Raw genomic sequence first — 25606 nt, forward strand, 5'->3', positions numbered from 1 at the left:
GGGCCCCATCGCGAGCAAGCTCGCTCCCACAGGGTTTGCGATGGTTGGGAGGTTGAAGAAGGGCCGTGGGGAGGGAACAAAAAGCGCCCGCTCTGGGTAATATGTCCCGCCGACTGTCTGAACAAACCGAAGCTGATCAAGCGCCTGAAAATGGCATTAATGAGCATGCCGTAACCCACAAGGACATTGGCGCAATGGAAGGCATCAAATTGCTTGAACCCACGGCCCCCAGTCACTCTGCCAGCCTGAGCACCCTGCATGTCTGACGCGCTCTGGGCCGCCCGCCTGGGCGATGCACTGAACCACACCTCGATGATGGCCGACATCCTTGGCGGCGTATTGGAGGTGGCGGCCAACATTGCGATCACCGCCCTGGCGACCGCCGCCGTGGTCGCGGCCACGGGCATCACCGTCGTCACCGGCGGCCTGGGCTGCTTCGTCCTCGGCCTGGTGGTGGGCACCGTCGTCGGCCTTGCGATGAGCAAGACCGGGGCCGACAAAGGCCTGAGCAATTTATGCGAGGGCATCGGCAACGCCCTCTTTCCGCCCACGGTGCAGGCCAACATCCTCACCGGCTCCAAGGACACCCTCACCAACAACATTCCGGCCGCCCGCGCCGCCGGAGCGATTGAATCCCACGTTGCCCCGGCCGGCACCGAGCTGCAAGCGCCCACGCCTGAAGAAGAACCCAGCTACCTGGACATGGCCGGGGAGTTCTTCTCGCAGATGTGGCGCCCTACCGTCGCCGTGCCCGCTCCCGGCGCCGTGCCCAAGCCGGAAGACCTGGTCATCTGCACCAAGCATCCGCCGATGCCACCGCAGTTCATGGCCGAAGGTTCGGACAAAGTCACCATCAACGGCCAGCCCGCCGTACGCAGCGGCGACCGCAGCACCTGCGATGCGACGGTGGTCTCGGCCGGGCTGATCTCGCCCAACGTGACCATTGGCGGCGGCTCGGTGGTGGTGCGCGAGATTCGCAGCGGCAAGACCCCGGGCGTCGGCCTGGCGGTCACCGCACTGCTGATGCTCAAGGGCGGCAAGGGCAAGTTCTTCAGCAAGTTGCCGTGCATGCTGGTCGGCGGCGCGGTGTCCATGGCCGCCAGCAGCGCGGCGAACGCGGCCGCCAACGCCGCCATGGGTTCGTCGAACCCGGTGCATGCCGCCACGGGCGCCAAGGTACTGGGCGGTGACGAGGACCTGGATTTCGTTTTGCCCGGCCTCCTGCCGATTGACTGGCAGCGCGTGTACAACAGCCGCGACGAACGCCGCGACACGTTGTTCGGCGCCGGCTGGAGCGTGGCCTACGAAGTCTGCGTCGAGATCCTGCCCCACCCGGAGGGCGGCGAAACCCTGGTCTACACCGACGAACAGGGCCGGCCCATCGACATGGGCTCCATCCCCTTGGGCGGCGCGGTGTTCAGCGCCGGCGAAGGTTTGGCCGTGCGCCGTCATGTGAGCGGGCAATTGCTGATCGAAAGCGACGACGGCCTGTACCGTTTGTTCGAACCGTCGCCCACCAACCCATCACACCTGCGCCTGAGCCAACTGGGTGACCGCAACGACAACCGCATCCACCTCGACTACGACGACGCCGGACGCCTGGTGCGGCTGCGCGATACGTTCGATCTGGTGCAGGTCGAGCTGGTGCGCGAACAGGAACGCGTCACCCAGATCGAACGCCTCTACCCCGACCAACCCCGGGAAGTGCTGGTCAGCTACACCTACGACGCCTTGGGCAGCCTGACTGAAGTACGCGACGCCACCGGCCAGGTGCAACGGCGCTTCCGCTATGACGCCGGGCAAAGGATGGTCGAGCACCAGTTGCCCACCGGCCTGCACTGCTTCTACGAATGGGCCTTGATCGACGACCAGGAATGGCGCGTGGTGCGGCATTGGACCGACGAAGGCGACGCCTACCAGTTCGACTATGACCTCACCGCCGGCACCACCCGCATCACTGACAGCCTGCAGCGGGTCAGCACCCGGCAATGGAACAGCCAGCACCAGATCACCCAATTCAGCGACAACCTCGGCCAGACGTGGCTGTTCCAGTGGAACGATGAGCGCCAGTTGCTCAGTGCCACCGATCCACAGGGCGGGAGCTACGCATATGCTTATGACGAGGCTGGCAATCTCAGCCAATCCAGTGACCCGCTCGGGCGCATTGAGTCCGTCTTATGGCTCGATCATTGGTCGTTACCGCTAGTAGAAACCGACGCCGCCGGCAACAACTGGCGATACGAATACAATCGCCGTGGCAATTGCATTCGCGAAACGGACCCTTTGGGCCTCGTCACCCGCTATCGCTACAACGCTCACGGCCAGATCACAGAAATTGTCGACCCCGCCGGCAAAAGCAACACCTTGCGCTGGAACACCCTGGGGCGTCTGGCTGAACATATTGACTGCTCCGGGTATTCGACAAAGTTCAGCTATGACCATCGCGGCTATCTACAAGTCATCACAGATGCGCTTGGCGAACGCACAGTCTATGAACATGACTCCCGTGGCCGCCTGCTGCGTTACCAGTTGCCCGATGGCCGCGTCGAGCAATACGTGCGCGACGCAAGCGGCCAACTCTCCCACTACATTGATGCGTCCGGCCACACCACCGTCTATCAGCGTGATGGTCGCGGGCAAGTTCGCCAACGCATCGACACCCTCGGACGGTCGGTTCAATTCAGCTACGACGCTTATGGACGCCTCCAGGCCCTAACCAACGAAAATGGGGAAAGCTATCGATTCGCCTGGGACGCTGGCGACAGGATGATCGAGCAACAAGACCTGGATGGCAGCGCTCGACGTTATGCCTACGATGGGCTGAATAACGCCATTGCCGAGGCCCACCACCCTGCCCCTTTTGGCAACGGTATGGCGCTGGTATCCAACGTACCGATAGAGCCCATCATTCATCACCTTGAACGAGATGCTGCCGGGCGGCTGATTGGCAAAGTGACGGTAGACGGCCGAACCGAGTACACCTACGACGCAGTGGACCAACTCATTGCCGTCACCTTTACAGACCCTCAGGGCAACCAACAGAACCTGAGCTTCGCCTACGACGCCCTCGGCCAACTGCTGGAAGAGCAAAGTTCGGCTGGCCGCTTGCGGCATCAATACGATGAGCTGGGCAGCCTGATACAAACGCAGCTACCTGACGGTCGTCAACTCAATCGGCTTTATTACGGCAGCGGCCATCTGCACCAGCTCAACATTGACGGCCAACTGATCAGTGATTTCGAGCGCGATCGATTGCACCGTGAAGTCCTTCGCACTCAGGGACGACTCATCACCCGTAGCGAATATGACCGGGGCGGACGTGTGCGTTCGCGCCTGCTACGTCATGCGGACCAGTCGACACTATTGCCGCCCGTGGCGCAGAAAAAATTCAACTACGACCCCAACGACAATCTGATCAGTCGCCTCGAGCAGACGCCCAGCGGTGATCGCCAACGGCTGCTGCACTACGATGCGACGGGGCGCATTCTCGCCAGCCAAGACAATGTCCAAGGCCCGAGCGAAACCTTCGCCTACGATGCTGCCGCCAACTTGCTAGATGGCCCACAACTCGGCGCCGGGCTGGTGGTGCATAACAAATTACTGACCTATCAGGACAAGCGTTATCGTTACGATGCCTTTGGCCGGATGATCGAAAAACGCAGCGGTGGCCATCTGGTGCAACGCTTTGCCTACGATGCCGAACACCGTTTGATCGAGGTGCATAACCGCAGTGGTTCTCGAGATACGGTCGTCAGGATGACCTATGACCCACTGGGTCGTCGGACGGCAAAAATCGAACATGACAGTCGTGGTTATCCACTGGGTGAAACACGCTTCATATGGGACGGTTTGCGGCTGCTTCAAGAACAAAAAAACAGCCAGCGCAGCGTCTATCTCTATGACACGAACAGCCACGAGCCCATCGCCCGAGTGGATGGCATCGGTGCTCAACAGAATATTCACTACTATCACAATGATCAGAACGGGTTACCCGAGCAGCTCTCGGACGCCAAGGGCGACATCGTTTGGCAAGCGCGCTACCGCGTGTGGGGCAACACCTTTGAGGAAATACGTGAGCCTCACTACGTCGAAGAACAGAACCTGCGCTTCCAAGGCCAGTACCTGGACCGAGAGACAGGCCTGCACTACAACACGTTTCGTTTTTACGACCCGGATATCGGGCGATTCACGACACCCGATCCCATTGAACTGCTGGGCGGAGTCAACCTCTATCAATTCGCTCCCAACCCGCTCGGCTGGATAGACCCGTGGGGCTGGTCCTGCCACGGCAACTCGAAAACCAGTCGCAAACCGCAACATGGTTACGAGATCGTGGACACGCGCACGGGTAAAGTCGCCAAAACCGGCGTGAGTGGCGGCAAGATAAAAACAAACGGAAAATCCGTTCGCGCCGAGACCCAGGTGAGGAAATGGAACAACGAACCGGGGAACACGGGACGTTACGAATCCAGAGTCATCAAAAAAGTGCCGGCCGGCCCAGGTGCTCGTTGGAAAATCGAGCATTGGGAGCGAAGAAACGCGAATAGACGCAGGCAGGAACTAGACCCAGCGAGGCATTCAAGACCATGATCTTAAAAGAAATCTACCTGTACCCCGACTTGGGCGAATTCAGCGACGAAATTATTCATCCGTTTCGCGACCAAAGCCGCTCGATCTGCAATTTTCTTGAGCGCCACCTGAGTGCAGAAAAATTCGAAACGCCGAACTTCAAGAAAATCTGCTTTGTCGGCACCCGCCAAGCCGTCGATGAGCCCTATGTAAACTCCAGCGGCGCGCTCATCGTCAATGTCAGCCTGGATACCGAACAGTATAAAAAATGCACATCGGTCAACGAGCTCAATGAGTTCTTTATACAACTGTTGCTGGAAGGCCTGGAAAAATGCCGCCCACACATTGCCTTGCCCCTTGATGTGCTGAAAAACGCAATGGATGAGTTCCGCCGCAACCACTATAAAAACGAGTGGACCTTCAAGCAGAAAAAAATAAAAGGGTCTGACTATGTCTGCGCCCTGGAGTGCCAGTTAACCATCGACTGCTTCCTCATGAACCTTAAGGTCTTGAGGAAAGACACAGCAGTACTCGACAAAGAAATTCTGCGAACCGCACCCGACGAAATAGCGTTCGGTCCGTACCTCAAAGACCTCAAGGAAGAAGGCGGCAGAATCAAGGTCATCGACAAATCGGGCGTGGCCTTCTACACCACGACGGTTTCTAGCTTGGACAAGCTTTGACAGCTGTCCAAAGGGCGAAATGCCGATCGAGCCAACACCACAGGGCCTGATCCGAAACACAGATCACGTGGCGAGGGAGCTTGCCCCGGCTGGGCCACGCCTGGAGCTGTCGAGCGAAGCGAGCCTGCGATCTTTCCCCAGGCACTTGAATCTCAAGCGTAATATCAAAAAATCGCAGGCTTCGCCAGCCCCTACAGAAGCGGCGAGGCGATGGATTCGATAAATTCCCAGATGCAATGCATACCCTTTACCACCAGGACGAAACACCACCCAAAGCATCACGCAACCGAGCCGCACCCATGCGCCGCTGCCCCGGATCAAACGTCAGTGCCATTCGCAGCGCCGGCCAGCAACGCCTGGGCAGACTGCGCGGCGCCTTGAGTGAGCGTTCCAACCGGGCATCGCGCGCCTGGGTGGAAGGTAAGCGTCGGAATGGGTGTTTGCCGCTCGCCAGTTCATATAGAACGCAAGCCGCGCCATAGACGTCGGCAGCCGCTGACAGAGGCGCACCTTCAAGCAGTTCAGGCGCCGCATAACCGGGCGTCCAAGCGTTAAGACGTTCACGATTCAGATTTGGCAGACGCTGCGAATGCCCTTCCTCGGTCAGGCCCAAACCGAAATCGAACAGGCGCAGGCCTTCTTCGCTCAACATGATGTTGCTCGGTTTCATGTCGCCGTGCAGTACGCCACGGCTGTGGGCGTAAGCCAGGGCATCGAGCAGCGGCACAGCTATAGCTTTCAGCTCAGGCCAAGGTAACCCGAGGGGGCGTTCGCACAGTAGTTTGTCCAAGGTCAGGCCACGCATCAGCTCCATGGTGATGAAGGCCCGTCGTTGGGGTGCATCCACTTCGAAGGCGTAGGGGCGCAAAATATTCGGATGATGCAATCGTCGCGTCAGAGCGAATTCGCTATAGAGCAGCGCACTCGCATCGGGTGACTCGTCGAATGCTTCACTGAGCATTTTCAAGGCAAGGTACGGGTCAGGATCAGCGTACTGTTCATGCAGCAGATCCCGCGCGCGGTAAACAACACCCATGCCGCCAGCACCAAGCAAGCGCTCCAGGCGATAGCGCCCTGCGAGTATATCCGGTGTTTCGCTGATGCAACGCTGGGTGGATGTCACCACGGACGCAGCGTTGGCGAAGGCGAAATACGTGGGGTGGCTACCCTCCTCACTCACGGGCGAACCACCACGGCCGTCAGGTTATCCCGCGCCGCGCCGCTCAGAACGTCGTCAAAGAGACGCTCCAACACCCTACGGGGCGAAGCCAGGCCCAAGGCTCTGCAAAGGGTTTCTGTGCCAAGGCCTTGGTACAAGCCGTCACTGCACAGCAAAAACGTATCACCCGGGTGAACATCCAACTCCAGTACCTCCAGCGTCAACTCCGGCGCGGCACCGACCGCGCGGGTCAGTGCCTTGGCCGCAGGGTGGGCACAGGCCTCATCTCGGCTGATGTGTTGCCTGTCGATCAGTTGCTGTTGCAGTGAGTGGTCTTTGGTCAGTTGGTACAATCGTCGATCGCGCGAAAGGTAACAACGGCTGTCCCCAGCCCAGATGCAGACCCCGCGGTTTCCTTCCAGCAGCAGTGCTACCACTGTGCTGCCGATAATGCCGGAATGCTCTTCGGTGACGGTAAGCTCCTGGCTCAGTCTTCGGTTGGTCCAGCGCAGGCATTGACGCACCGCTTTCGAACGTTCTCCCAAGTCCCGGTACAATGGCAGTTCCGTCAGGTTGGCAACGATCATCTGGCTGGCGATGTCACCGCCAAAGTGGCCCCCCATGCCGTCGGCCACCGCCCACATTCCCTGTTGTGGACAGTCGAGAAAAGCATCCTCATTTCGTGACCGGGCCTTGCCAGGGTCCGTACGTGCGGCGCTGTACCAGGGACAGGCCTCCATTAAAGCTGCACCGGCAGGCGAAATGTGCGGAGCACGCTCATGTCGAAAGGGTTCGGTGTGCGCTGGCTCGTCAGCAAATAATTGGCACGCAGGCCACCCAGGTCCGCCTTCAACACGCGTACATCGCGCCCGGTCAGGTATTCGCTCTGCATCAAGTCGAACAACCGAAACAGCGACCACGGCCCGGTATTTTTCTCGACGCCCACGCCTCGCCCCACCATTTTTTCCAGCACCAGGGCGGTTCGACCATTCTGCGCATCGCTTGGCCAGACAAACGCCTCCGGCAGTATCGGCCCGTGGCGGTATTCAAGCCTCTGGTCACCAAAGCGAAATTCAGAACGGCTTACTGCCGGGTCCAGGGTGTACGGCTCAAGCTTGAAATGCACTTGCGGCTCGGCCGGGTTTTCGGCGAAAAAGCTCCGGCGAATGGTATGCGCTGTCGCCATCTGCTCGAGATAGACCCGGGACATCGGCAAGCTCTGACCGTCGATGCTGCGCAGACGGTAGTGTCCCGTAGAGCCGCTGACGAAGGGCTGCATGTAATTGTCGAAGAATCGATCGGCGATACCCTGGTCCTTGAAGAACTCCCGGAAATCATTGAGCGCGACGTCGCTGGCACTGTGGGCACTGAACGGGTATCGCTTGTCGATCGCCTTGCCGTAAAAGCTGTACAGCTCGCTTTGATAACGCTGGTTCAGATAACGATAAGAATCATTGAGCACTAAGCGCCAGCTGTCCTCGGCCATCACGTTGAACCAAGCACTGATCGGCCGCGGCAGGCGGGTAGACGCGTCGCGCAGGTGACTCAACGCATCGCGCTGGCCGCCCATGCGGTGCCTGGCCAGTTCGAACGCCGCTTGTTCCGGTGCACTGGCTCGGGCCAGGTTCGCCAGTTGCAATTGCACCTCATCAAGGGCCCGCAAGGCCTGGATCAGATCAGCCGTGGGCCCACCCTCTCCATCCAGCAGGCGATGCAGCGGCTCGAAACGCCGTCGCAAGGATTTTTGCGCGGTGTCCGGCAGATGTTCGGTTAGGGACGCAGAGGCTTTCCCTGCCACAGCCGCGAGCTTTGTAACGGCATGCTCGCCCTTCCCGGCCGCCTGCGTCAGTTCGTCGAGTTGCTCGGCAACCGCCCGTAGTTGAGTGTTTTCGCGCACTTGCACCAGCATCCGCAAAATCGGTGAATGAGCCGAAGTCAGCCCCGCGAGTTGCTCGGCGCCCTCAGCCGCATGGCTGATGGTTTGCAGGGTGACCTGGCCAACCGCTTCGCTCCAATGGTCGGCATAGTCACGAAAATACAGCTGTTCGAGTTCGACCATCAGACGACGCATGTCCATGCCGCTGAGGCCCTCACCTTCACCCAGGACCCAGTTGTCCCGCAGCAATTCGGTGACCAGTGCCGCACCTTGGACCGAAAAGTAGCGTTCGTAACCCTCGCGGGTATAGAAACCAGGGATCACACGATCAGTGCCGACCAACAGCACGCCTTGTGAGCCCAGGTGTTGGCCGAGTCGATAGTGCGGCAGATGGCTGGCCTGTTCGTGCAGCATTCTGTACACGACGGCAGCCAAGGACTCACGACGAAGGGCCTCCCGGGCCTGGGCTACCAGCGGTTCGTTGAGAGCATGGATAAAGGGCAGTTCCAACAGGCGCCCGAAGTGGGCATTCAGGCTCTCCTGTAGTGCCGCGTTGCCGGGGTAACGAAGTGCCCCATCGTTGGCCAGCCAATCCTTGAGCCAGACAATATCGCGGCGTTCTTGCAAGCCCAGCATCAAGTACGCGCGCAAGCCGTTGAGCAGTTGCCCACGGTCATCCCAGTTGTTGCGGACATGCGCTTCCAGCCTCTGCGCAACCTTCGGCAACAGTCGCTCCTGTAATTCACGCTCGTAGGCGTCGGTCACCGCAAGGTTGCTCGCCTCGCCCTGGTACAGGCCGACGCGTTCATGCAAAGACACCGCCCTGTAGGGTGGGAAAACCTGGGTGGCCTCGAAACGGATATCCAGTGATTCGAGCATCGCGGTCCAGTCATCAGCATTCGCCTGGACTGATTGCCGCTGGTCCCAGCGTTGCGCCAGCGTACGCAAGCTATCCAGTCGCTCGAGGTTGGCCGAAAAACCGTTCGCCCACAACAGCCCACACAGGCCAATGACCGTCAGCGCCCCGAAATACAAGGCTCGTTGCCCCAAACGGAGACGACGGCGCTCGCGCTGAACGAGGTCGGTCAGATCGGCCTCCGGAAAAATTACCCGACTGATCAAATGATGAATGAACCGCGAGCGCCCACCGGGCGCGGTTTTGGTTCGGTCTGGCGACGATGCGCAGGTCAGATAGAAGCCCCGCAACGTACCGACGTTGCCGGTAAATGCCTGTTCGACCAGCAGGCACAAGCCGGCGCCGAGTTGTCCAAGTTGGTGAGGAAAATCAAGCATGCAGCTACGACGCAGCGGATCGCGCTCCGGATGCATGCGCATGATCACCTGGCTGTTGAGGCGATGCAGCAGCGCCTCGAACTCGGCACGTAACACCGCCACATCACTGCCACGCTGCCCCCGACTGAAACTTGCACCCAGTACCTGGTCGTTTTCTTCGCGAGTCAACGAATCAAAGAACTCATTGAAACCTGGCACGCCATCCGCTTTGCTTAAGACCAGATAAACCGGGACATCGACGTGCAGTCGCTGTTGCAGTTCCTGCAGGCGGCCACGAATCTGGCGGGCCAGCGTAGTCAGTTCATCCTCGCTGCCGAGCAACAGGACCTCGGTCGGTACCGTCACCAGTACACCGCTCAACGGACGACTGCGGCGACGCTTGCGCAGCAGTTCGAGCAATACGGCCCAGGCGCCGCTGTCGACATCACTGTCCGTTTGGGTCAGGTAGCGCCCGGCAGTGTCGACCAGCACGGCGTGCTCGGCAAAATACCAATCGCAATAACGGGTGCCTGACGTGTCGACGATTGGCTTGCGCTCAAGCCTGTTGAGAGGGAACTCCAAGCCTGAGCAGTCCAGCAGATGGGTCTTGCCGCTGGCAGGCGGGCCGATCAGCAGATACCACGGCAGATCGTTGCGCCAGCGTTCGCTGCGGCCGGGATAAAGGTTCGAGGACCTTAGCGTGGATAATGCCTGCTTGAAGCGCGAGCGCACTTCGCGCTGCTCATCATCAATCCTGGCCTGATGCAAGACCCGGACCCGCTCGGGGGCGTCTTGCTGGAGATTCGCGCTTGAGCCGCCGCGCCCATTGACGAAAACCATGGCCAGGCCCCAGCCCAGCAGAAGCACGCTGACGGTCAGCAACCGCGCCGTCGGGCTTGCCCAGAACTTGTAGTCATCGACGGCCAGGAGTGGCCCGGCGAACCACACCAGCAACGCGATGCAAAGCACCGCCAGCAGCGTCAAAACCCACGTCTGGCGCACCCAGGCACCGGTTTTCCTGAAAAGCAATTTCATGACACTTCCCTGTTTACGGCAGCGGCTGGGCGGCAACCGACTCTGACAGTTGATAAGGTTGCAGTACGCTTCGGCGTTGCTCGTCCAATACCCAGGCGAAACTCGAGTACATCACCCCCAGACAGACCAGCGTAAAAACCGCCACCGTCCAGGCCGGGACAATGCGTACCGGGCTGCGTCGCGCGCCATCGAAACCTTCCCAGCGAGGCGACAGCTCACGAGGGATGTCGCCACGTGCCTGACAGATCAGGCGATACAGGGCATCGCGCAGACTTTCGAGCTCGAGCATCCCACGGGTCTGCACCCGATACTTGCCCTCGAAGCCCAGGGACAGGCACAGATACAACAACTCAAGCATCGACAGGTGCTTGATGGGGTTTTTCGACAAGCGCTCAAGCAATTGAAAAACCTTCTCGCCGCCGAAGGTTTCGTTGTGGAAAGTGCTGAGCAGGCTTATCTGTGACCAACCACCTCCATGCCCCCACGGCGTAGTGACGATCGCCTCATCGATCGCTGAGCAGAGCACGTAACGCGCCGCGATCAACTGACTGTTTTCAACACCGCCCTGCAAGGCACAGGCTTCGAACTGCTCCAGGCCTCGCCTCAATTCCCCTTTAAGGGCTTGCAGGTCCTCGCGTTCGCGGCCGTGCTTGAGTTGCACCATTTGCGACAACATTCCGGACGCCGCCGCGACCAGCGGATTAAGGCTGACATTGAAGGCCTGGGACCGCGGCAGGTGCGCGGCGTAGATCATTCGCTCTTGCAACTGTTCGAAACGCGGCGGCGCAGCCGCATCGGTCAAGGGCCCGGAAGCAGGACGTTGTCCATGATGGTCGAGCAGGACAGTTGTTTCGTCCTGAGGATTTTCCTTATCCATTTCGTTCAATTCCTGATGGCCCAAAAATTCAGCTCAAGCTCGGCGAAATCCCCGCAAACATGGAACGCGAAGCCTGCCGAGCGCTTCAGTTGCGCCAGGTCTTCGGCGCTGGGCTCAAGGATGAAATAGGTCTTGTTGGCATGAAATGCGATCTGCCGAGGAGCCACGGGCAGAGGCCGGATCTTGATACCGGGCAGATGCAGGTTGACCAACTGGCGGATACGCTCCACCGAGCCAACCTTGAGGTTCGACGGTAATCGATGGCGCAGTTCTTCGCTGTCGCAGTTGGCACTCGCCGCCAATACGAATGAAGCCGTATCCAGCAGCGAAAGATCCTGCATAGGCGAGACGGTGATTCCATACTGGCGCGCCTGTAATTGCAGCTCGATAGCATGCTGCTCGAGCACCATCGACAGCACCTGGCGGATCGCTTGCATCAGGCTTCGAAAACAAGCGCCCTGGTCGCTGTGCTGGTAGCGGTTGGTGAGGGGTGGGCGCTTGCTGTCACGGGAGAAAGTCGCCAGTTCACCCAACAGGGCCAGCAGCATTCGGTAGAGCGTTTCGGGATGTACTTGCTCCAGATCCAGATAATGACGCAGCAACAGTTCGCTACGGTTGATCAGTTGCAGCATCATGAAATCGCCTACTTGCGCGCCACCTGCCTTGCCATTGAAACGGATCCGCTCGGCAAGACTGTCACCCCGATGGGCAAGCATGCCGATGATCTCCTTGAGACACGACAGCAAATAATGGGATGAACGAGCCTGGAGGAAGGTCGGCACAAAGTCCGGGTCGAGCCTGATCACTCCATCGGCAGTGGTATCAAGCACCTCACAGAGCTTGAGCTTCACAAACGCATGGTCGCTCTGTTGCTCGCCCAACAGCAGGCGCAGGTCCGGCCGGCCACAACTGATCTGGCTCCCGCCGGAATCTCCGGCGTTGGAGTCGGTCACCTGCGCGTCGTAGATGGTGTAGCGCGCCAGCACGTCAGATTGCTCCGGGCGACGGGACTCGATGTGATTGCCGGTCACCAATGGCAGCGCGAGGTAGATCGGCGTATTGCTGGTATTGGACGGTACTTCCAGGGCCAACGGTTCGGCGTTGCCACCGAGCTCGAACAGACTGCCGTCGGGCAGGACCCCGCTGGCCTGGCTGATCACCAGTTGGCCCATGTTGAGAAATTGCAGATCGATTTCCAGCGCCAGGAATCCCCAGGCGTAGCTGGCCAGCAACCGGGTACGAACCTTCAACTGGTGGTCGAAGTAACGATCGTTGTGTTGCAGATGCTGTGGGCGCAACAACATGCCTTCTTGCCAGATGACTTTATCGTGATTCATCGGTCATCTACCTTGGCCTGTCTTTCAAGCGTGTTGGCGATCCCACCCTGGTCGAGGGCCAGGTTCGCTTCGGTCAACTGAGCCGCAGCCACGGGCAGTGTGTAGCGCCAGCGGGCGTGTGGCAGGTCCCGGTACGCCGCGAGTATGCCGACGTAACGGCCATCCCCAGTGAGACCGAGCCTGAGCTCGACGGTCTCACCTGGGCGCAGTTCCAGCTCTTCGCTGGAAACCAGATCGGGAGCGAGCGTTTCCCTCCCGCGCTCATAGAGGCTGAAGAAGTCCGAATTTTCAAAGGCTACCGGATGCCTGAGTTCGAACAACCGCACCACCACTGGCGATGGCCGTCCATTGAGATCGGGGTTGAGCTGATCACTGGCCATCAGGGTGAGGTTGAGCTTGGTCATCGTCGAAAATGGCGACAGCGTGGTGCAGCCGCCCAGCAGCAGGGTCATGGCCAGCGCCGTCAAAGTCTTGAATAAGTGCATTGTGCAGTGCGACATGAACGTCATCCGTGGTGATCGTTTTGCAGGCTGGCAATCAGACGAACCTGTTCTTCATAGGTCTGGGCCAGGCGCAGTTCGCCGCTCAACTCCGAGCGAGTGCGCAAGCTCTGCTGCAAACCATGGATGCTTTGCTTGAGCAGCAGCGCGGCGTTGATCGCCAGGGTTTCGCGGGCCTCGCTATCAAGGCTTTCGAGATCCATGCCCAAGGCCATAGCAAAACGCTCCCAAAAATCTTCGTGCGGGTGATCAATAGCGTCGGCGGACGGGATGGGCGCGGGCCTTGGTTCAACGACCTCTTCAACCAACTCCGGCAACAGCAAGCTTTCCATGTCGATACGCGCATAATCTGGGCGCCCAAGGGCGTCTGGTAGTACGGCAATGGGATTTATCAGCTCATCGATGTCCAGCAAGCCCCGCTCCTGTTGGTCCAGTGCTTTCAGCGGGTCGAGCTCCAGAAAGGCATCGTCTGGAATGAGACTGTCGACCGGCGTTGAGCGACCGGCTTCGGCAAAGCTGCTCGACGGCCCGACGACCAGCCGCGCCAGGACCTCGAATTCGCCCATGATGTAGGCATCTCCGTCCTGTATCCGTACCGGTGCACCCTTGGGCAAGCGTGCGCCGCTTTCGCGGTGGGTCGTACCGTTGCCACTGGTATCGGTCAGGAAAAACGCGCCCTCACGGAAGCTGACATGGGCGTGACACTTGGACAGCAGGCGGTCGCGGTCGGGGATCATCCAGTGGCAACCCTCGCCGCGACCAATCACTCCGCCAGCCGGCCCGAAGGTCTTGTGACACAGTCGTATAGGGACGAACTGGTTGGCGTTCAGCATTTCGAAAACAAGATCCATCTATAAAAGGTTCCTTGGGTCACTTACCGCGATTGACCGCTTGTGGATCACCCAGAGGGCGATAATCACTGTCGTTGAATTTGTAGTTGCCACTACAACCGCCGAGGACAAATGACACGAGGAGCGTCAGCAGAACGGCTCGCCAGAAAAAAGCAGGCATCGAAATCTCTCCAGAAATGAAAGGGCCGGGCTGGAATGGCTACGAACAAGGCAAGGATCAATCATTGAAATCACTACGCTGAACGTTCAGGCGCGTAAGGCGATAGACCAGCGTGCGTAGCGGCAAGCCAAGTTCACGGGCGGCACGCGCCTTGTTGCCCGAACTCTCGCGCAGGCCATCGATCAGCAGGCCACGTTCGATCTGCTCCATCCGTTCACGCAGGCTCACGCGGCCACGCTCGGCTGGGGTCTGAATGTGTAGCGCAAAGTGCTCGACGAGCAGTTCGCCGCCCTCGCACAAGAGCACGCCCCTTTCTACGATGCTCTTGAGTTCACGGACGTTTCCCGGGAAGTCGTAGGCAGACAGGTGGTCGAGCGCCGCGTCTGACCAGCGCACCGGATCGCACTGCAGAAGTGTGCAGGCCTTGTCGGCAAAGTGCCGCGCCAGCTCAATGATGTCGCCGTCGCGCTGGCGCAACGCCGGCAACGGAATTGGAAACTGCGCAAGGCGGTAATACAGGTCTTCGCGGAATTTGCCCTCCTCCATCAGCTGCTTCAGGTCGCGGTGGGTGGCGGCAATGATGCGCACGTCGACATGGTGAGTGTCGTTGGACCCCAACGGCCGGATTTCACCTTCCTGCAACACTCGCAACAACTTGGCTTGCAGGGATAACGGCATATCGCCGATCTCATCGAGCAACAGCGTGCCGCCATTGGCCGCGTCGAACAGCCCGGCGCGGTCCCGGTCGGCACCGGTGAACGCGCCCTTGCGATAGCCGAAAAGCTCACTCTCCAGCAAGTTCTCGGGAACCGCGGCACAGTTCTGCACGACAAACGCCTTGGATCGACGCGGGCCGTAATCGTGAATGACCCGGGCCACCACCTCCTTGCCGGTACCGGTCTCACCCCGCAGCAGGACGGTATAAGGGCTCTGCAGCACTTTACTGAGTAATGAGCAGGTCTTGCGCATGGCCATGCTCTTACCAATCAGGCCGTAGCTGATGGCGCTCGGCAGGCTTGTGGTACCAGGCACAGATTCGTCGACAGGGCCGCGCAGGCGCTGTAACAGATGCATCTGACCAAGCGCGAAGCTCCCAAGATGCCCCAGGGACTCGGCGATCCCATGCAGGTCGAGGTGTTGATTGCTGGCGCATAGCAGCAAGCCTCCGACCCCATCCTGCGGATCGCCCAGGGGAACGCAAAGCAGCGACTGCCATGGTGTGGCCCGCGACGGCAGGAAACCGGTTTCGTGCACGCTGTCGCTTAACGCGCCGAGGCACACCACACGATTCTGGCACAGGGAAAATTGCAACAGTTGCTCAGCGTGGTAGTCGGAGGGCAGGCTTTGCGGGTCACGAAATTGCAACTGGCCTTCCAGACACTCGGTGTTCATTTCCAGGCGGGTGCGAGTGGCATCGAGCAGGTACAACTGCACCAGTTCACAGCCACTGAGCTGCGCTACGCCCTGGATGAACTTCCCCACCAGCTCAGCACCGTCCGCCAAACGTGAAAGGTCGGAAAACAGCGCCAGAAGCACTTCAGCATAGTCCAACGGTTGCGAGACTTTCTTGAACATGGCGCCCACCTCAGGAGAACTCACACGCGAGACTGGCGTCGCCGTCAAGCACGGCGTGTACATGCCGTAGCTGTTCGCCACCGGCCATGGCGGCGAGCAACCGGTTGGCAACCAGCGGCATCAGGTGCAGGTCAAGCAGTTGGTCAATCAGTCGTGCGCCACGATCATTACGACTGCAACACTCAACCAGGTGGTTCACAAGGTGCCCGCAATAACTGAAGCCCAATTGACGACGGTGCAGACGCTCACCCAGGCGGTCGAGTTTGACTTCCACCAATTCACGTAACACCGGCCCACTGACCGGGTAGTACGGCACCACGCACATCCGGGCCAAGAGCGCGGGTTTGAAATGTTGACTGAGTATTGGGCGAATGGATTCTTCAAGGCATTCGGCATTTGGTTTTGCGCCGTTTTCGCACAACTCGTTGATGCGTTCACTGCCCAGGTTCGACGTCATCAGGATAAGGGTGTTGCGAAAATCAATCTCCCGCCCTTCTCCGTCGTTGGCCAGGCCCTTGTCGAAGATCTGGTAGAAAAGATTCAACACATCCGGGTCGGCTTTTTCGACCTCATCGAGCAATACCACTGAATAGGGCTTTTGCCGCACGGCTTCGGTGAGCATGCCGCCTTCGCCAAAACCGACGTAGCCCGGCGGCGCGCCGATCAGCCGGGAAACCGTATGCTTCTCCTGGAATTCGGCCATGTTGAGCGTGGTGATAAAGCGATCACCACCATAGAGCAGGTCGGCCAATGCATGCGCCGTTTCAGTCTTGCCGACGCCACTGGGCCCCACCAGCAGAAACACGCCCACCGGGGCGTCGGGTTTGTTCAGGCCCGCAGCGGCAGCACGCATCGCGCGATCAAGCGCCCGCACAGCCGGCTCCTGACCACGAATACGAGCACGCAGATCCGTCGCGAAACTGGCGACTTTCAAACTGTGCTCCCGTGCCAGTTGTGCCAGCGGCACACCGGTCCAGGCACTGATGACTTCGGCAACCAGTCGCGGGCAAACTTCGAAGCTAACCAGGCGCTCATGGACTTGCGCAGCCACCAACGTGCCGTATGTTTCATGCAACGCCGCTTCCAGGGCTTCGACGCCGAGGGGGTGATCCACCGAGGCTTCCCGTGCCTTGGCCAATTGCTGACGAAGCGACAACAGGCGTTGCGCAAGAATGCGTTGCTCGGTCCATTGGATTTCCAGCGTTTGGCGCTCGTCTTCGATGATCGCCAGGCGTACCTCCAGCGCTTGCAGCGCCTGAAGATCAATCGATAGGCCTGCCTGCGCATCACGACGCAGCGCTTGGCGCTGGCGCTCGCCTTCGGCCAACTCGCCGCGCAATCGCTCCAGGCTTTGCGGCGCAGCAACCAGGCTGATGCGCACGCGAGCACAGGCAGTGTCCAGTACATCCACAGCCTTGTCTGGTAACTGACGACCAGCCAGGTAGCGGGCCGACAATTGCGCCGCCGCGACCACCGCATCATCACGCAGGTAGATGCCGTGACTGTTCTCGTAGACGCGAGCCAGGCCACGCAGGATGGTCGCCGCCTCGCTGACGGTCGGCTCATGCAACTGCACCGGTTGGAAACGACGGGCCAAGGCCGGGTCTTTCTCAAAGTATTTTTTGTACTCGATCCAGGTGGTGGCCGCGATAGTACGCAGCTCGCCCCGGGCCAAGGCCGGCTTGAGCAGGTTAGCCGCATCGGCGCCCCCCGCGCTGCTGCCCGCACCAACCAAGGTGTGGGCCTCGTCGATGAACAGGATGATGGCTTTTGGCGAGGTCTTGACCTCGTCAATCAGCCCCTTGAGACGACGCTCGAATTCACCCTTGATGCTGGCACCAGCCTGCAGTAGCCCCATATCCAGCGAAAGCAGCTCGACATCTTCGAGCACTGACGGTACTTCCCCAGCGGCGATGCGCAACGCCAGCCCCTCGACGACGGCGGTCTTGCCCACGCCTGCCTCACCGACCACGATTGGATTGTTCTTGCGGCGACGAACGAGGATATCGATCATCTGCCGGATTTCGCCGTCGCGACAAAGCACTGGGTCGAGCTGGCCTTCGCGGGCCAGCCGGGTCATGTCATGGGTAAAGCGCGCCAGCAGGGAGTCGCCCGGTCTGACGGACTGATCGACGACCGGTTGGGTCTGTTGCGCCAAGGCGAAATCTTTCAACCGATCAACATTCAGCTGGGTGAGCAGCGCATGGTAAGCACTCCCTGCGTAGCGAAGCGGGTTGCGCAGCAACGCCAGGATCAACGCGGCTTGTCCGACCTGGCTAAGGCCTAGCTCGAGATTGGCCACCAGCAGAGCATCCTGTAACCATTGCACCAGCGCTGGGGCGAATACCGGGTTGCGCGAATTACTGTGCCCCATACGTGGTTGCAGCGCGGCGCTCAGTTCACCCGCGCTGACCTGGGCGTCTTGCAGGGCCCGCGCGAGCAGACCTTGCGGACGCTCCAGCATGCCCAGCATCAAGTCTTCCACCAGGACTTTGTCCGCGCCACGAGCGACGCATTGCTCGGCCGAGCGCTCCAGATCGCTCCTGGTTTCGGCGTCCAACGCCTGAATCAGTTGCTGAAGGTCTACGTTGATCATGTCATCCATTCCTAATGAATTTTGCCGCCAAGGATCACTACGCCATCGGCGCGCTCGTGTCCCAGCCAACTGGTCCATCCCAGGCGACAGGTGTTCTGTTCACCTATGCACAGCTCACGAATTTGCTGCTGGCGAAGGACCAGGCGAATGTCATATTCGAGGGGATCACCCAGGGTGAATCGCACCAGCGAGCACAACGGCTGGTAACCGATGCCGATGGGCAAGAACTCGTGAAAACGCTGCCAGTCCAGTTCGCTGATATGGATCCGGAACTTGCCGCTGCGGTCGCGCACCTGCTCACCCAGCACCAGGTCTTGGCTCAGCAGGCTATTGGCGCTTCCCAGGCGATTGCGCTGTTCGTCAAGGATGTCCACACTCCGCTCGATGCACTGCTCAAGATTCAGTGCGGCGTGCTTGAAGTAATAACGCAGCACGGCCTCGATCAGAGCAGCCGAATGAGCACGAAGGCTCAGCAGGCCCAGATACGGCAGCAGACGCTTCCAGTTCAGTTGACTGGCCTTGCGAATGTCTTCGCCGCCCAGGCCGATCAGCGCAAACAACAGCTCGGAAAACGGGTCTTTCGCACCGCTCTGAAAACTTGCGCAGTAACGATACTTGCGCCAAATCGGCAGCATCAGCCGTTGAAGACGGTGGTGGAAAACGTCGAGAAACTCGCGCGTCGGATTGCCATTTTCCTCCCCCAGAGCCTGCTCACCATAGAACGCCGGTAGCGGCGACCCTGCCCCTACCAGGCTGATCAAGTTCATGCCCAGGCGCGCTCGCAGCTGGCCGTGCTCTTCGAAAAACTCCACACGATCAATGTCGCTGGCGGGGAACCCCAGGCTTGGGTTGGCCTGGAACTCCAGCCGGTCATACAGCGCCTCATCATCCAGGTCAGGGTGGGCCTCGCGCAGTCGATCAACGACCAACAACACGGCCTGAAATAGCGAGTACTCGCGTATCCCTCGCGTCAGCACGCTTATAGGAGCGGCTGCTGGCCCATTCGGGGTGTCCATTGATAGACCTCTCCTTGTGTGCTGTTTACCCGCAGTTCGTGGTACGAATTGAGGCTGGCATAAAGCGCGAAGAATTCGTTGAGGACCGAAGCGAAGACGAACAGGTCGCCCTCGCCGATGTAGCCCTGGGGATCGATGGTCAGTTCGGTGCGCAAGCCACGAACCGGCAAGCCTCGATGCAGGCGGTCGACATGTTGGTGCCTGATCGACTTGAGCCCGTCCAGCAAACGCTTGCTGACCTTCTCTGTCTGCTCGTCGTAGTAGCGCGGAAAATCATAGGTTTCGAGGATCACCTTGAGTGCATTGACGTCCGCCAGCGACAGGTAGTTGAGTGACATGTTGCTGATCAGCTTCCAGAGAAAATCGCGATTGAGCGGGGGAGCGAAGCTCGAAGTGACCGGCCCGATGTTGCGGAAACTCAGCGACTCGGGGCTTTTTTCACCGGGCTGGTCGATGTCACCCGGCTTGAGCTGGCGCGGCAGGTTCTGGTTGGTGCACATCAACTCGATCGACAGGGTTTCATGAGGGTGAGTGTGCCGGACACCGAAGCCCAGGCAGGTGTCCAGACCACCGTGCAGCAATGAAGGGCGCTGACGAACGCTGTAATAGGGTCGGCTGTGGGGCACATCGAAGCTTGAATCGTGCTCGAAGGATTCGAACGGCACATAGGCCTGATAACCCAGGCCACCAGGGTTCCAGCCGGTGACACTTTCGACCGAGAACACGCCGCAGTGCTCCTGGGCATAATCGGCCGGCAGCAACAGGTATTCGTCCTGTTTGCTGTCCAGGCGGATTGGCTGGGCGTCATGCTTGAACAGATTGACGATCGGCGTGCAGTGGAGCTTTATGTTGTCCAGTGTCGGGCGCATCCGCTGGATACCGCTTTTGCCAATATCGAAGCGCAGTTCCAGGCCCCGCATCTGTTCGACGCTGCCACGCGGAGCAGCATTGATCACGTCCAGGCCATTGACGTCGACGAACAGAAACTTGTCCTGGAAGGCGAAGTATTCCTGCAGGTAGCGATAGCCACGAAAGGTATTCAGCGGATACGGGATCAGCGCTTCCTCTTCGGCAAACCCTACCGGCTGGACACGACCGGCTGGAATCCTGAACACCATAGGGCTGCCATCTGCAGCCCGCAGGGCCCCGCCGGTGCCGTCCAGCGGGATCAGTTCGATACCTTCAAGATTGCGCAAGAGGCTGAGGTAGAGCATCTGGCTGATGTAACGCTCGCCGGTCAAGTGCAGACGCAATTGGCTCAGTTGCAGTTCGCCCAAATGGCCGTCGCAACACATCTCCAGGCGCAGGCTCAACAGCGACCCATCCCCTTTCACTGAATAACTCAACCTGGTCAGATCAAGCGCCAGCACCTCGGTTGAGTAGCACGTCAGAAAACGGCAACGCACCTGCTGCACAGGCTTGCTTTCGACCGGTGTGTCACGTTCCACCCGCAGTGCGGGGCCAGACCGCTGTAGTGGATCGAACTGCAAGATGCTGAAGGCCGGCAACGGCCGCATGTAGTTCGGCCACAACAGCTGCATCAGAGAATGGCTCAGCTCCGGCAATTGGTCATCGAGCTTCTGGCGCAGCCTCCCGGTCAGGAATGCAAACCCCTCCAGCAGCCGCTCCACATCCGGGTCCCGTCCGGCCTGCCCCAGAAAGGGGGCCAACGCCGGGTTACGCTCGGCGAAACGTCGACCTAACTGGCGGAGTGCCGTCAGTTCGCTCTGGTAATAATGATTGAACGACATGTATGGCTATCCTTGTCTGACCTTGACTTGGCCGCTGCCATCCAGGCACGCGGAAAAACTGACCTGTCGCCTGACCCCCTCCACATCCAGCAAGGCGTCGATGCTGAAGGACAGGCGAAGCGGATCGGCATGACTTGGTATTGAAACGACACAGACGTTCCTGAGGCGTGGCTCGTAGGCCTTGATAAACGCCTCGATCGCCTTGCGGGCCTGGCTCCCTGCATCGTGCAGGCTCAAGCGCATGTCATTGAGATCCGGTAGCCCATAATCGGATAGCGTCTGCACGCTACCCGCCCGGGTGCTGAGCATTTTGGCCAGATGGGCAGCCACCGATGTCACGACACACATCTCACGGCTCAAACCCGCGCGCTTTTCTGAATAACCGGCCAGGCGCTCGAAAAGGCTGCCATACATCATGAGCGCGCCTACGCCTTGTCCAGCTTGCCAACCAACGACAGCGTGAAATCGGCGCCCATGTACTTGAAGTGAGGCCTTACGTTCAGGCCTACGCGATACCAACCTGGCTCACCTTCAACGTCGCTGACAATGATCTTCGCTGCACGCAGCGGACGGCGGCCACGAACTTCGGCACTCGGGTTCTCCTGGTCGGCCACGTATTGGCGAATCCAGTTGTTGAGTTCACGCTCCAGGTCCGTGCGCTCCTTCCATGACCCTAATTGCTCGCGCTGCAGAACCTTCAAGTAGTGAGCCAGTCGATTGACGATCATCATGTAGGGCAACTGAGTGCCAAGCTTGTAGTTCAGCTCGGCAAGCTTGTCCTCGGCGCCGTTACCAAAGAACTTCGACTTCTGCACGGAACTGGCGGAGAAGAACGCGGCGTTGTCACTACCTTTGCGCATGGTCAGGGAGATGAAGCCTTCCTCGGCTAATTCGTACTCGCGTCGGTCGGACACCAACACTTCGGTCGGGATCTTGGTTTCGATCTCACCCATGCTTTCGAAGTGGTGCAACGGCAGGTCTTCAACTGCGCCACCGCTTCGAGGACCCACGATATTCGGGCACCAGCGGAATTTGGCAAAGCTGTCGGTCAGCCGTGTACCGAACGCATATGCCGTGTTGCCCCACAGGTAGTGCTCGTGACTGTTGGCAACGGTTTCCTTGTAGACGAATGACTTGACCGGGTTCTCTTGCGGATCGTAGGGGGTGCGCAACAAGAAGCGCGGTACGGTCAGACCAAAATAGCGGGCATCTTCCGATTGACGGAAGCTCTGCCACTTGGCGAATTGCGGACCTTCGAAGTGGTCCTTCAGATCCTTGAGGTCCGGCAGGCCAGTAAAACTTTCCAAGCCAAAGAATTTCGGACCTGCCGCGGCGATGAACGGCGCATGGGACATGCAGGCGACACTGGATACGTACTGCATCAACTTCACGTCCGGCGCGCTTGGAGACATGAAGTAGTTAGCGATGATTGCACCCACCGGCTGCCCACCGAACTGCCCGTATTCAGCGGTGTAGATATGTTTGTACAGGCCTGACTGCATGACTTCTGGCGAATCCTCGAAGTCATCCAGCAAATCGTCCTTGGAGGCATTGAGCATTTCTATCTTGATGTTCTCGCGGAAGTTGGTGCGATCCACCAGTAACTGCAAACCGCGCCATGCCGACTCCAAGGCCTGGAATCGCGGGTGGTGGAGGATCTCGTCCACCTGGCGACTGAGTTTGGCGTCGATCTCGGCGATCATGCGGTCGACCATGGCCTTCTTGACCGGCTCACCGCTGTTTTGCGGCTTGAGCAACTCCTCGATGAACGCAGACACGCCTCGCCTGGCAATGTCGTAGGCGTCATCGTCCGGGGTCAGGCGAGTCTGGGCGATAATGCTCTCAAGAATGCTGTAATCAGCGTTGTCCGGGCTTTGCTGCTGTACGGCATGGGTACTCATGTTTCGGCTTCCTTGGCTGAAAGAATCAAGCGTTCTTCGCTGTGGTGTTCAGACCCAGCTCATCCAGTACGCGGCGGCGGGAGTCGTCATTGCCGAGTACGCCTTCGATGGCCTTGCGAAACGCCGGCGCGTTACCCAATGGCCCTTTGAGCGCCACCAAGGCGTCGCGTAGCTCCATCAGTTTGCTGAGCTCCGGCACTTGCTCGACCAGGCTCGCCGGGTTGAAATCCTTCATCGAGTTCACACGCAGCTGTACAGCCAACTCTTCAGTTTCGCTTTCTTCCTGGAGACAATTCGGTACGCTCAGGGTCAGATTCAGCTCTTGCTTGGCCAACACTTCGTCGAAGGTCATCTTGTCGATGCCAATCGGCTTGCGGTCCTCAATCTTGCGTTCATCCCTGCGGTGGGTGTAATCACCGATCGCCAATAGTTTCAACGGCAGTTCAATTTCTTCCTGGGCACCGCCGGTGGCAGGTTTGAAGGTGACGTTGATACGTTCCTTGGGGGCGATCGAGCCTTCTTTGGCCATGACTTTCTCCTGACAATTTTTGACCCGGAGGCCTATTCAATGACCCGTTCCAGGTCGAGATGACACAACCTGCGATAGGTCTCTTCCTTGCACTCGCGTATGACGTGGTTCTGAGGCAATAACTCGCAGCAGCTGTGCAACAAATGCAGCACCTGTAACTCCAGGGTGGGCTCCCAGGTATTCAGGCCGGCGTGTTGCAGCGTCTGGTCGAGAACCTCCAGCTGGACTTTGGCGAGTTCATATTTCCTCGCCGAGAAGCACAAGCGGGCCATCGCGAACCGCCAGAGGAAACACTCGCGTGCCCCAAGAGCGTTTTTCATGCCTTGCCTGAGTAGCTGGACAGCGGGTTTGAGGCCATCCTTGGACAGGATCGACTGGGCCTCTTCCAGCGTCAGCTCCCAAGGCGCATCGTTGTGGGTGGTATCGATTTCGGGCGCCGCGCCGGGGCTTTGCAGGTGAGGCATGACCTGGGACGCAATCCACGTCCGCGTGGCAGGATCGGCGAACGGCGTACCGTCATGCCAGCGCAATTCGATAACCCCCGGCAGACGCTGGATGAATAGCGCGAAATGGACCTCCACTTCACGCATGGCCAACTCGGCGTTCAGCCCTTGCAAGCACTCCCAGGCAAGCCTCTGGCCATCGAGCCAGAACGGAGCCTTCGCCAGGCTGGTCTCGATCTCCACCAGCAGGTTCGCGTAATCGTCTTGGTGGAGGCTGTCCTGATAAGCCTTGAGCTTGTCCACCGGCAACCCACGCAACTGCGTGATCTGCTCGGCGTTACGCTCGGGCATGACGTCAATGGTCAGCCAGGTCAAAGTACGGTTCAGGCGCAGGGCCCGAACGTCGGTCGCTTTTTGTTTGAGCCACCAGATGCATAACGGCCCCGCGCTTTCCTGCTGGGTGCGCAGGGCCTTGTGGGCTTCTTTTTCGCTTTCGATCGGAGCGCCGGGCATGAGCAGTTGGGTGGCAACTTGCTTCACCTGAGCCACTACCGTCCCAATGGCACCTGCCTGCGGCTGATTGTCAGTCGCACGTTGAATCATAGTGTTGAGGCGCCGACGCAACGGGAGCAGCAGAGGTGCGTCATCACCCAAGTGGGCGGTGCAAGCGGTATCGAGTCCTTCAAGTTGTTCTGTCAGATGGCGGAACAGCGGCAACTGCTCCTTGATCGCAACGTCATCGCCCAACGCCTGCTCCAGGCGAGGCACCAACCAATTGATGCTGGCGGCACGGGTTCGATTTTTGATCGGATGAAGGTCTGGCCAATGGTTTTTACACAAGTGGTGAAAAAGACAGAGACCTGCGAGCAGCCCCTGGAAAGATTCGCGCTGATACAGCGCCCAAACCAGCCAGGCCGCCACCCGCAAGTCTTTCGACTGGCTACGCAGCAACGCTTCACTTCCTTCACGGATCTTCAGCCAGTCGACCTGACCGCTTTCGTGCATCGACTGGGCTTTGCCCAGCTCGCTTTCCAACGCCTCGTATTCATTCGAAAAACGCACGTCCGCACCCGCAAAACCCTCGTTGGAGATAGGCGTTTTGGCGAGAGCCAGATAATGGGCGGACAATTTTCCGGAATACGACATTCACGACCCTGTTAAATAATTCAGTCTGTGACATGGGCAGTTTTGGTGACATGGTTATTCAAGGAAATATTCGGTTTCGCTTGTAGGAGGTTTCACCAAATACAATCCAGCAAACTCCAAAAACTCACATCATCCCCAACCAGCGGAACGCAGCAAAGAATGCCAAAGTTTTAAAAACAAAAAAGTAGGACCTTTCCTTTTTTCAAAAAAATTATCCCTCCCGAGACTCCCAATACAGATTTTTCTCTGTCAAGTTCTAACCACCATCGAGCTAACTAAAATTCACTTCAAATCATTTCATTCTCAGTTCTTACTTTCTTCGAAGGAAAC

At 59.1% G+C, this 25606-nt stretch carries 18 protein-coding genes; 2 read left to right on the forward strand and 16 right to left on the reverse strand.

All coding sequences use genetic code 11. From position 1 onward, the window contains the following. Positions 1–258: 258 nt before the first annotated feature. Positions 259–4590: an RHS repeat-associated core domain-containing protein gene (locus KI237_RS29820; protein ID WP_212798191.1), complete on the forward strand. Its 4332-nt coding sequence runs from the start codon at positions 259–261 to the stop codon at positions 4588–4590. Beyond that, positions 4587–5252 (forward strand): hypothetical protein, encoded by a 666-nt coding sequence (locus tag KI237_RS29825; RefSeq protein ID WP_212798192.1) that lies wholly within the window; start codon positions 4587–4589, stop codon positions 5250–5252. The genes KI237_RS29820 and KI237_RS29825 overlap by 4 nt, the downstream gene beginning before the upstream one ends. Before the next feature lie 247 nt (positions 5253–5499). Here KI237_RS29825 and KI237_RS29830 read toward each other — a convergent pair whose 3' ends face one another. From KI237_RS29830 to tssA, 16 genes are read right to left on the reverse strand one after another with little or no spacing between them, the layout of a single operon-like run. After that, positions 5500–6432 (reverse strand): serine/threonine-protein kinase, encoded by a 933-nt coding sequence (locus KI237_RS29830; RefSeq protein ID WP_212798193.1) that lies wholly within the window; start codon positions 6430–6432, stop codon positions 5500–5502. Next, positions 6429–7151 carry a PP2C family protein-serine/threonine phosphatase gene (locus tag KI237_RS29835; protein ID WP_212798194.1) on the reverse strand — a complete coding sequence of 241 codons (723 nt, stop codon included), beginning with the start codon at positions 7149–7151 and terminating at the stop codon, positions 6429–6431. Before KI237_RS29835 ends, KI237_RS29830 begins: the two co-directional genes overlap by 4 nt. After that, complete coding sequence (gene tssM / locus KI237_RS29840; protein ID WP_212798195.1) at positions 7151–10594, reverse strand: type VI secretion system membrane subunit TssM; 3444 nt, start codon at positions 10592–10594, stop codon at positions 7151–7153. Before tssM ends, KI237_RS29835 begins: the two co-directional genes overlap by 1 nt. Positions 10595–10607: 13 nt before the next feature. Next, complete coding sequence (gene icmH, locus KI237_RS29845; RefSeq protein ID WP_212798196.1) at positions 10608–11471, reverse strand: type IVB secretion system protein IcmH/DotU; 864 nt, start codon at positions 11469–11471, stop codon at positions 10608–10610. A 5-nt stretch (positions 11472–11476) separates the two neighbouring features. Continuing rightward, positions 11477–12808: a type VI secretion system baseplate subunit TssK gene (tssK, locus tag KI237_RS29850; RefSeq protein WP_212798197.1), complete on the reverse strand. Its 1332-nt coding sequence runs from the start codon at positions 12806–12808 to the stop codon at positions 11477–11479. Then, positions 12805–13308, reverse strand: coding sequence for a type VI secretion system lipoprotein TssJ (tssJ, locus tag KI237_RS29855; RefSeq protein ID WP_212798198.1), 504 nt, complete (start codon positions 13306–13308; stop codon positions 12805–12807). Before tssJ ends, tssK begins: the two co-directional genes overlap by 4 nt. Before the next feature lie 5 nt (positions 13309–13313). Further along, complete coding sequence (gene tagH, locus KI237_RS29860; RefSeq protein WP_212798199.1) at positions 13314–14159, reverse strand: type VI secretion system-associated FHA domain protein TagH; 846 nt, start codon at positions 14157–14159, stop codon at positions 13314–13316. A gap of 19 nt (positions 14160–14178) precedes the next feature. Then, positions 14179–14319 carry a type VI secretion protein gene (locus KI237_RS29865; RefSeq protein WP_212798200.1) on the reverse strand — a complete coding sequence of 47 codons (141 nt, stop codon included), beginning with the start codon at positions 14317–14319 and terminating at the stop codon, positions 14179–14181. A 57-nt stretch (positions 14320–14376) separates the two neighbouring features. Beyond that, the gene (locus KI237_RS29870; RefSeq protein ID WP_212798201.1) at positions 14377–15894 is read right to left on the reverse strand and encodes a sigma-54 interaction domain-containing protein; all 1518 of its coding nucleotides are present in this window, start codon (positions 15892–15894) and stop codon (positions 14377–14379) included. Between the two features lie 10 nt (positions 15895–15904). Then, positions 15905–18490, reverse strand: coding sequence for a type VI secretion system ATPase TssH (tssH, locus tag KI237_RS29875; protein WP_212798202.1), 2586 nt, complete (start codon positions 18488–18490; stop codon positions 15905–15907). Positions 18491–18501: 11 nt separating this feature from the next. Beyond that, positions 18502–19506, reverse strand: a complete 1005-nt coding sequence (gene tssG, locus KI237_RS29880; protein WP_212798203.1) for a type VI secretion system baseplate subunit TssG — start codon at positions 19504–19506, stop codon at positions 18502–18504. Beyond that, positions 19470–21257, reverse strand: coding sequence for a type VI secretion system baseplate subunit TssF (tssF, locus tag KI237_RS29885; RefSeq protein ID WP_212798204.1), 1788 nt, complete (start codon positions 21255–21257; stop codon positions 19470–19472). The genes tssG and tssF overlap by 37 nt, the downstream gene beginning before the upstream one ends. A gap of 6 nt (positions 21258–21263) precedes the next feature. Next, complete coding sequence (gene tssE, locus KI237_RS29890) at positions 21264–21674, reverse strand: type VI secretion system baseplate subunit TssE (protein WP_212798205.1); 411 nt, start codon at positions 21672–21674, stop codon at positions 21264–21266. An 8-nt stretch (positions 21675–21682) separates the two neighbouring features. Next, on the reverse strand, positions 21683–23158 hold the full coding sequence (gene tssC / locus KI237_RS29895) for a type VI secretion system contractile sheath large subunit (RefSeq protein ID WP_212798206.1): 1476 nt from the start codon (positions 23156–23158) through the stop codon (positions 21683–21685). A 25-nt stretch (positions 23159–23183) separates the two neighbouring features. Next, positions 23184–23687: a type VI secretion system contractile sheath small subunit gene (gene tssB, locus KI237_RS29900; protein ID WP_212798207.1), complete on the reverse strand. Its 504-nt coding sequence runs from the start codon at positions 23685–23687 to the stop codon at positions 23184–23186. Positions 23688–23719: 32 nt separating this feature from the next. Further along, positions 23720–25276, reverse strand: a complete 1557-nt coding sequence (gene tssA / locus KI237_RS29905; protein WP_212798208.1) for a type VI secretion system protein TssA — start codon at positions 25274–25276, stop codon at positions 23720–23722. Between the last annotated feature and the right edge of the window lie 330 nt (positions 25277–25606).

The sequence above is a fragment of the Pseudomonas sp. St316 genome, assembly GCF_018325905.1.
Classification (GTDB): Bacteria; Pseudomonadota; Gammaproteobacteria; order Pseudomonadales; family Pseudomonadaceae; genus Aquipseudomonas.

Bases quoted from the DNA above. Each gene is read 5' to 3' on its own strand.
- icmH (WP_212798196.1), bottom strand. From the start codon at position 11,471: ATGGATAAGGAAAATCCTCAGGACGAAACAACTGTCCTGCTCGACCAT.
- tssJ (WP_212798198.1), bottom strand. From the start codon at position 13,308: ATGTCGCACTGCACAATGCACTTATTCAAGACTTTGACGGCGCTGGCC.
- KI237_RS29825 (WP_212798192.1), top strand. From the start codon at position 4,587: ATGATCTTAAAAGAAATCTACCTGTACCCCGACTTGGGCGAATTCAGC.
- tssG (WP_212798203.1), bottom strand. From the start codon at position 19,506: ATGGACACCCCGAATGGGCCAGCAGCCGCTCCTATAAGCGTGCTGACG.
- tssE (WP_212798205.1), bottom strand. From the start codon at position 21,674: ATGATGTATGGCAGCCTTTTCGAGCGCCTGGCCGGTTATTCAGAAAAG.
- tssB (WP_212798207.1), bottom strand. From the start codon at position 23,687: ATGGCCAAAGAAGGCTCGATCGCCCCCAAGGAACGTATCAACGTCACC.
- tssH (WP_212798202.1), bottom strand. From the start codon at position 18,490: ATGATCAACGTAGACCTTCAGCAACTGATTCAGGCGTTGGACGCCGAA.
- tssA (WP_212798208.1), bottom strand. From the start codon at position 25,276: ATGTCGTATTCCGGAAAATTGTCCGCCCATTATCTGGCTCTCGCCAAA.
- tssM (WP_212798195.1), bottom strand. From the start codon at position 10,594: ATGAAATTGCTTTTCAGGAAAACCGGTGCCTGGGTGCGCCAGACGTGG.
- tssK (WP_212798197.1), bottom strand. From the start codon at position 12,808: ATGAATCACGATAAAGTCATCTGGCAAGAAGGCATGTTGTTGCGCCCA.
- tagH (WP_212798199.1), bottom strand. From the start codon at position 14,159: ATGGATCTTGTTTTCGAAATGCTGAACGCCAACCAGTTCGTCCCTATA.
- tssC (WP_212798206.1), bottom strand. From the start codon at position 23,158: ATGAGTACCCATGCCGTACAGCAGCAAAGCCCGGACAACGCTGATTAC.
- KI237_RS29870 (WP_212798201.1), bottom strand. From the start codon at position 15,894: ATGTTCAAGAAAGTCTCGCAACCGTTGGACTATGCTGAAGTGCTTCTG.
- KI237_RS29865 (WP_212798200.1), bottom strand. From the start codon at position 14,319: ATGCCTGCTTTTTTCTGGCGAGCCGTTCTGCTGACGCTCCTCGTGTCA.
- tssF (WP_212798204.1), bottom strand. From the start codon at position 21,257: ATGTCGTTCAATCATTATTACCAGAGCGAACTGACGGCACTCCGCCAG.
- KI237_RS29835 (WP_212798194.1), bottom strand. From the start codon at position 7,151: ATGGAGGCCTGTCCCTGGTACAGCGCCGCACGTACGGACCCTGGCAAG.
- KI237_RS29820 (WP_212798191.1), top strand. From the start codon at position 259: ATGTCTGACGCGCTCTGGGCCGCCCGCCTGGGCGATGCACTGAACCAC.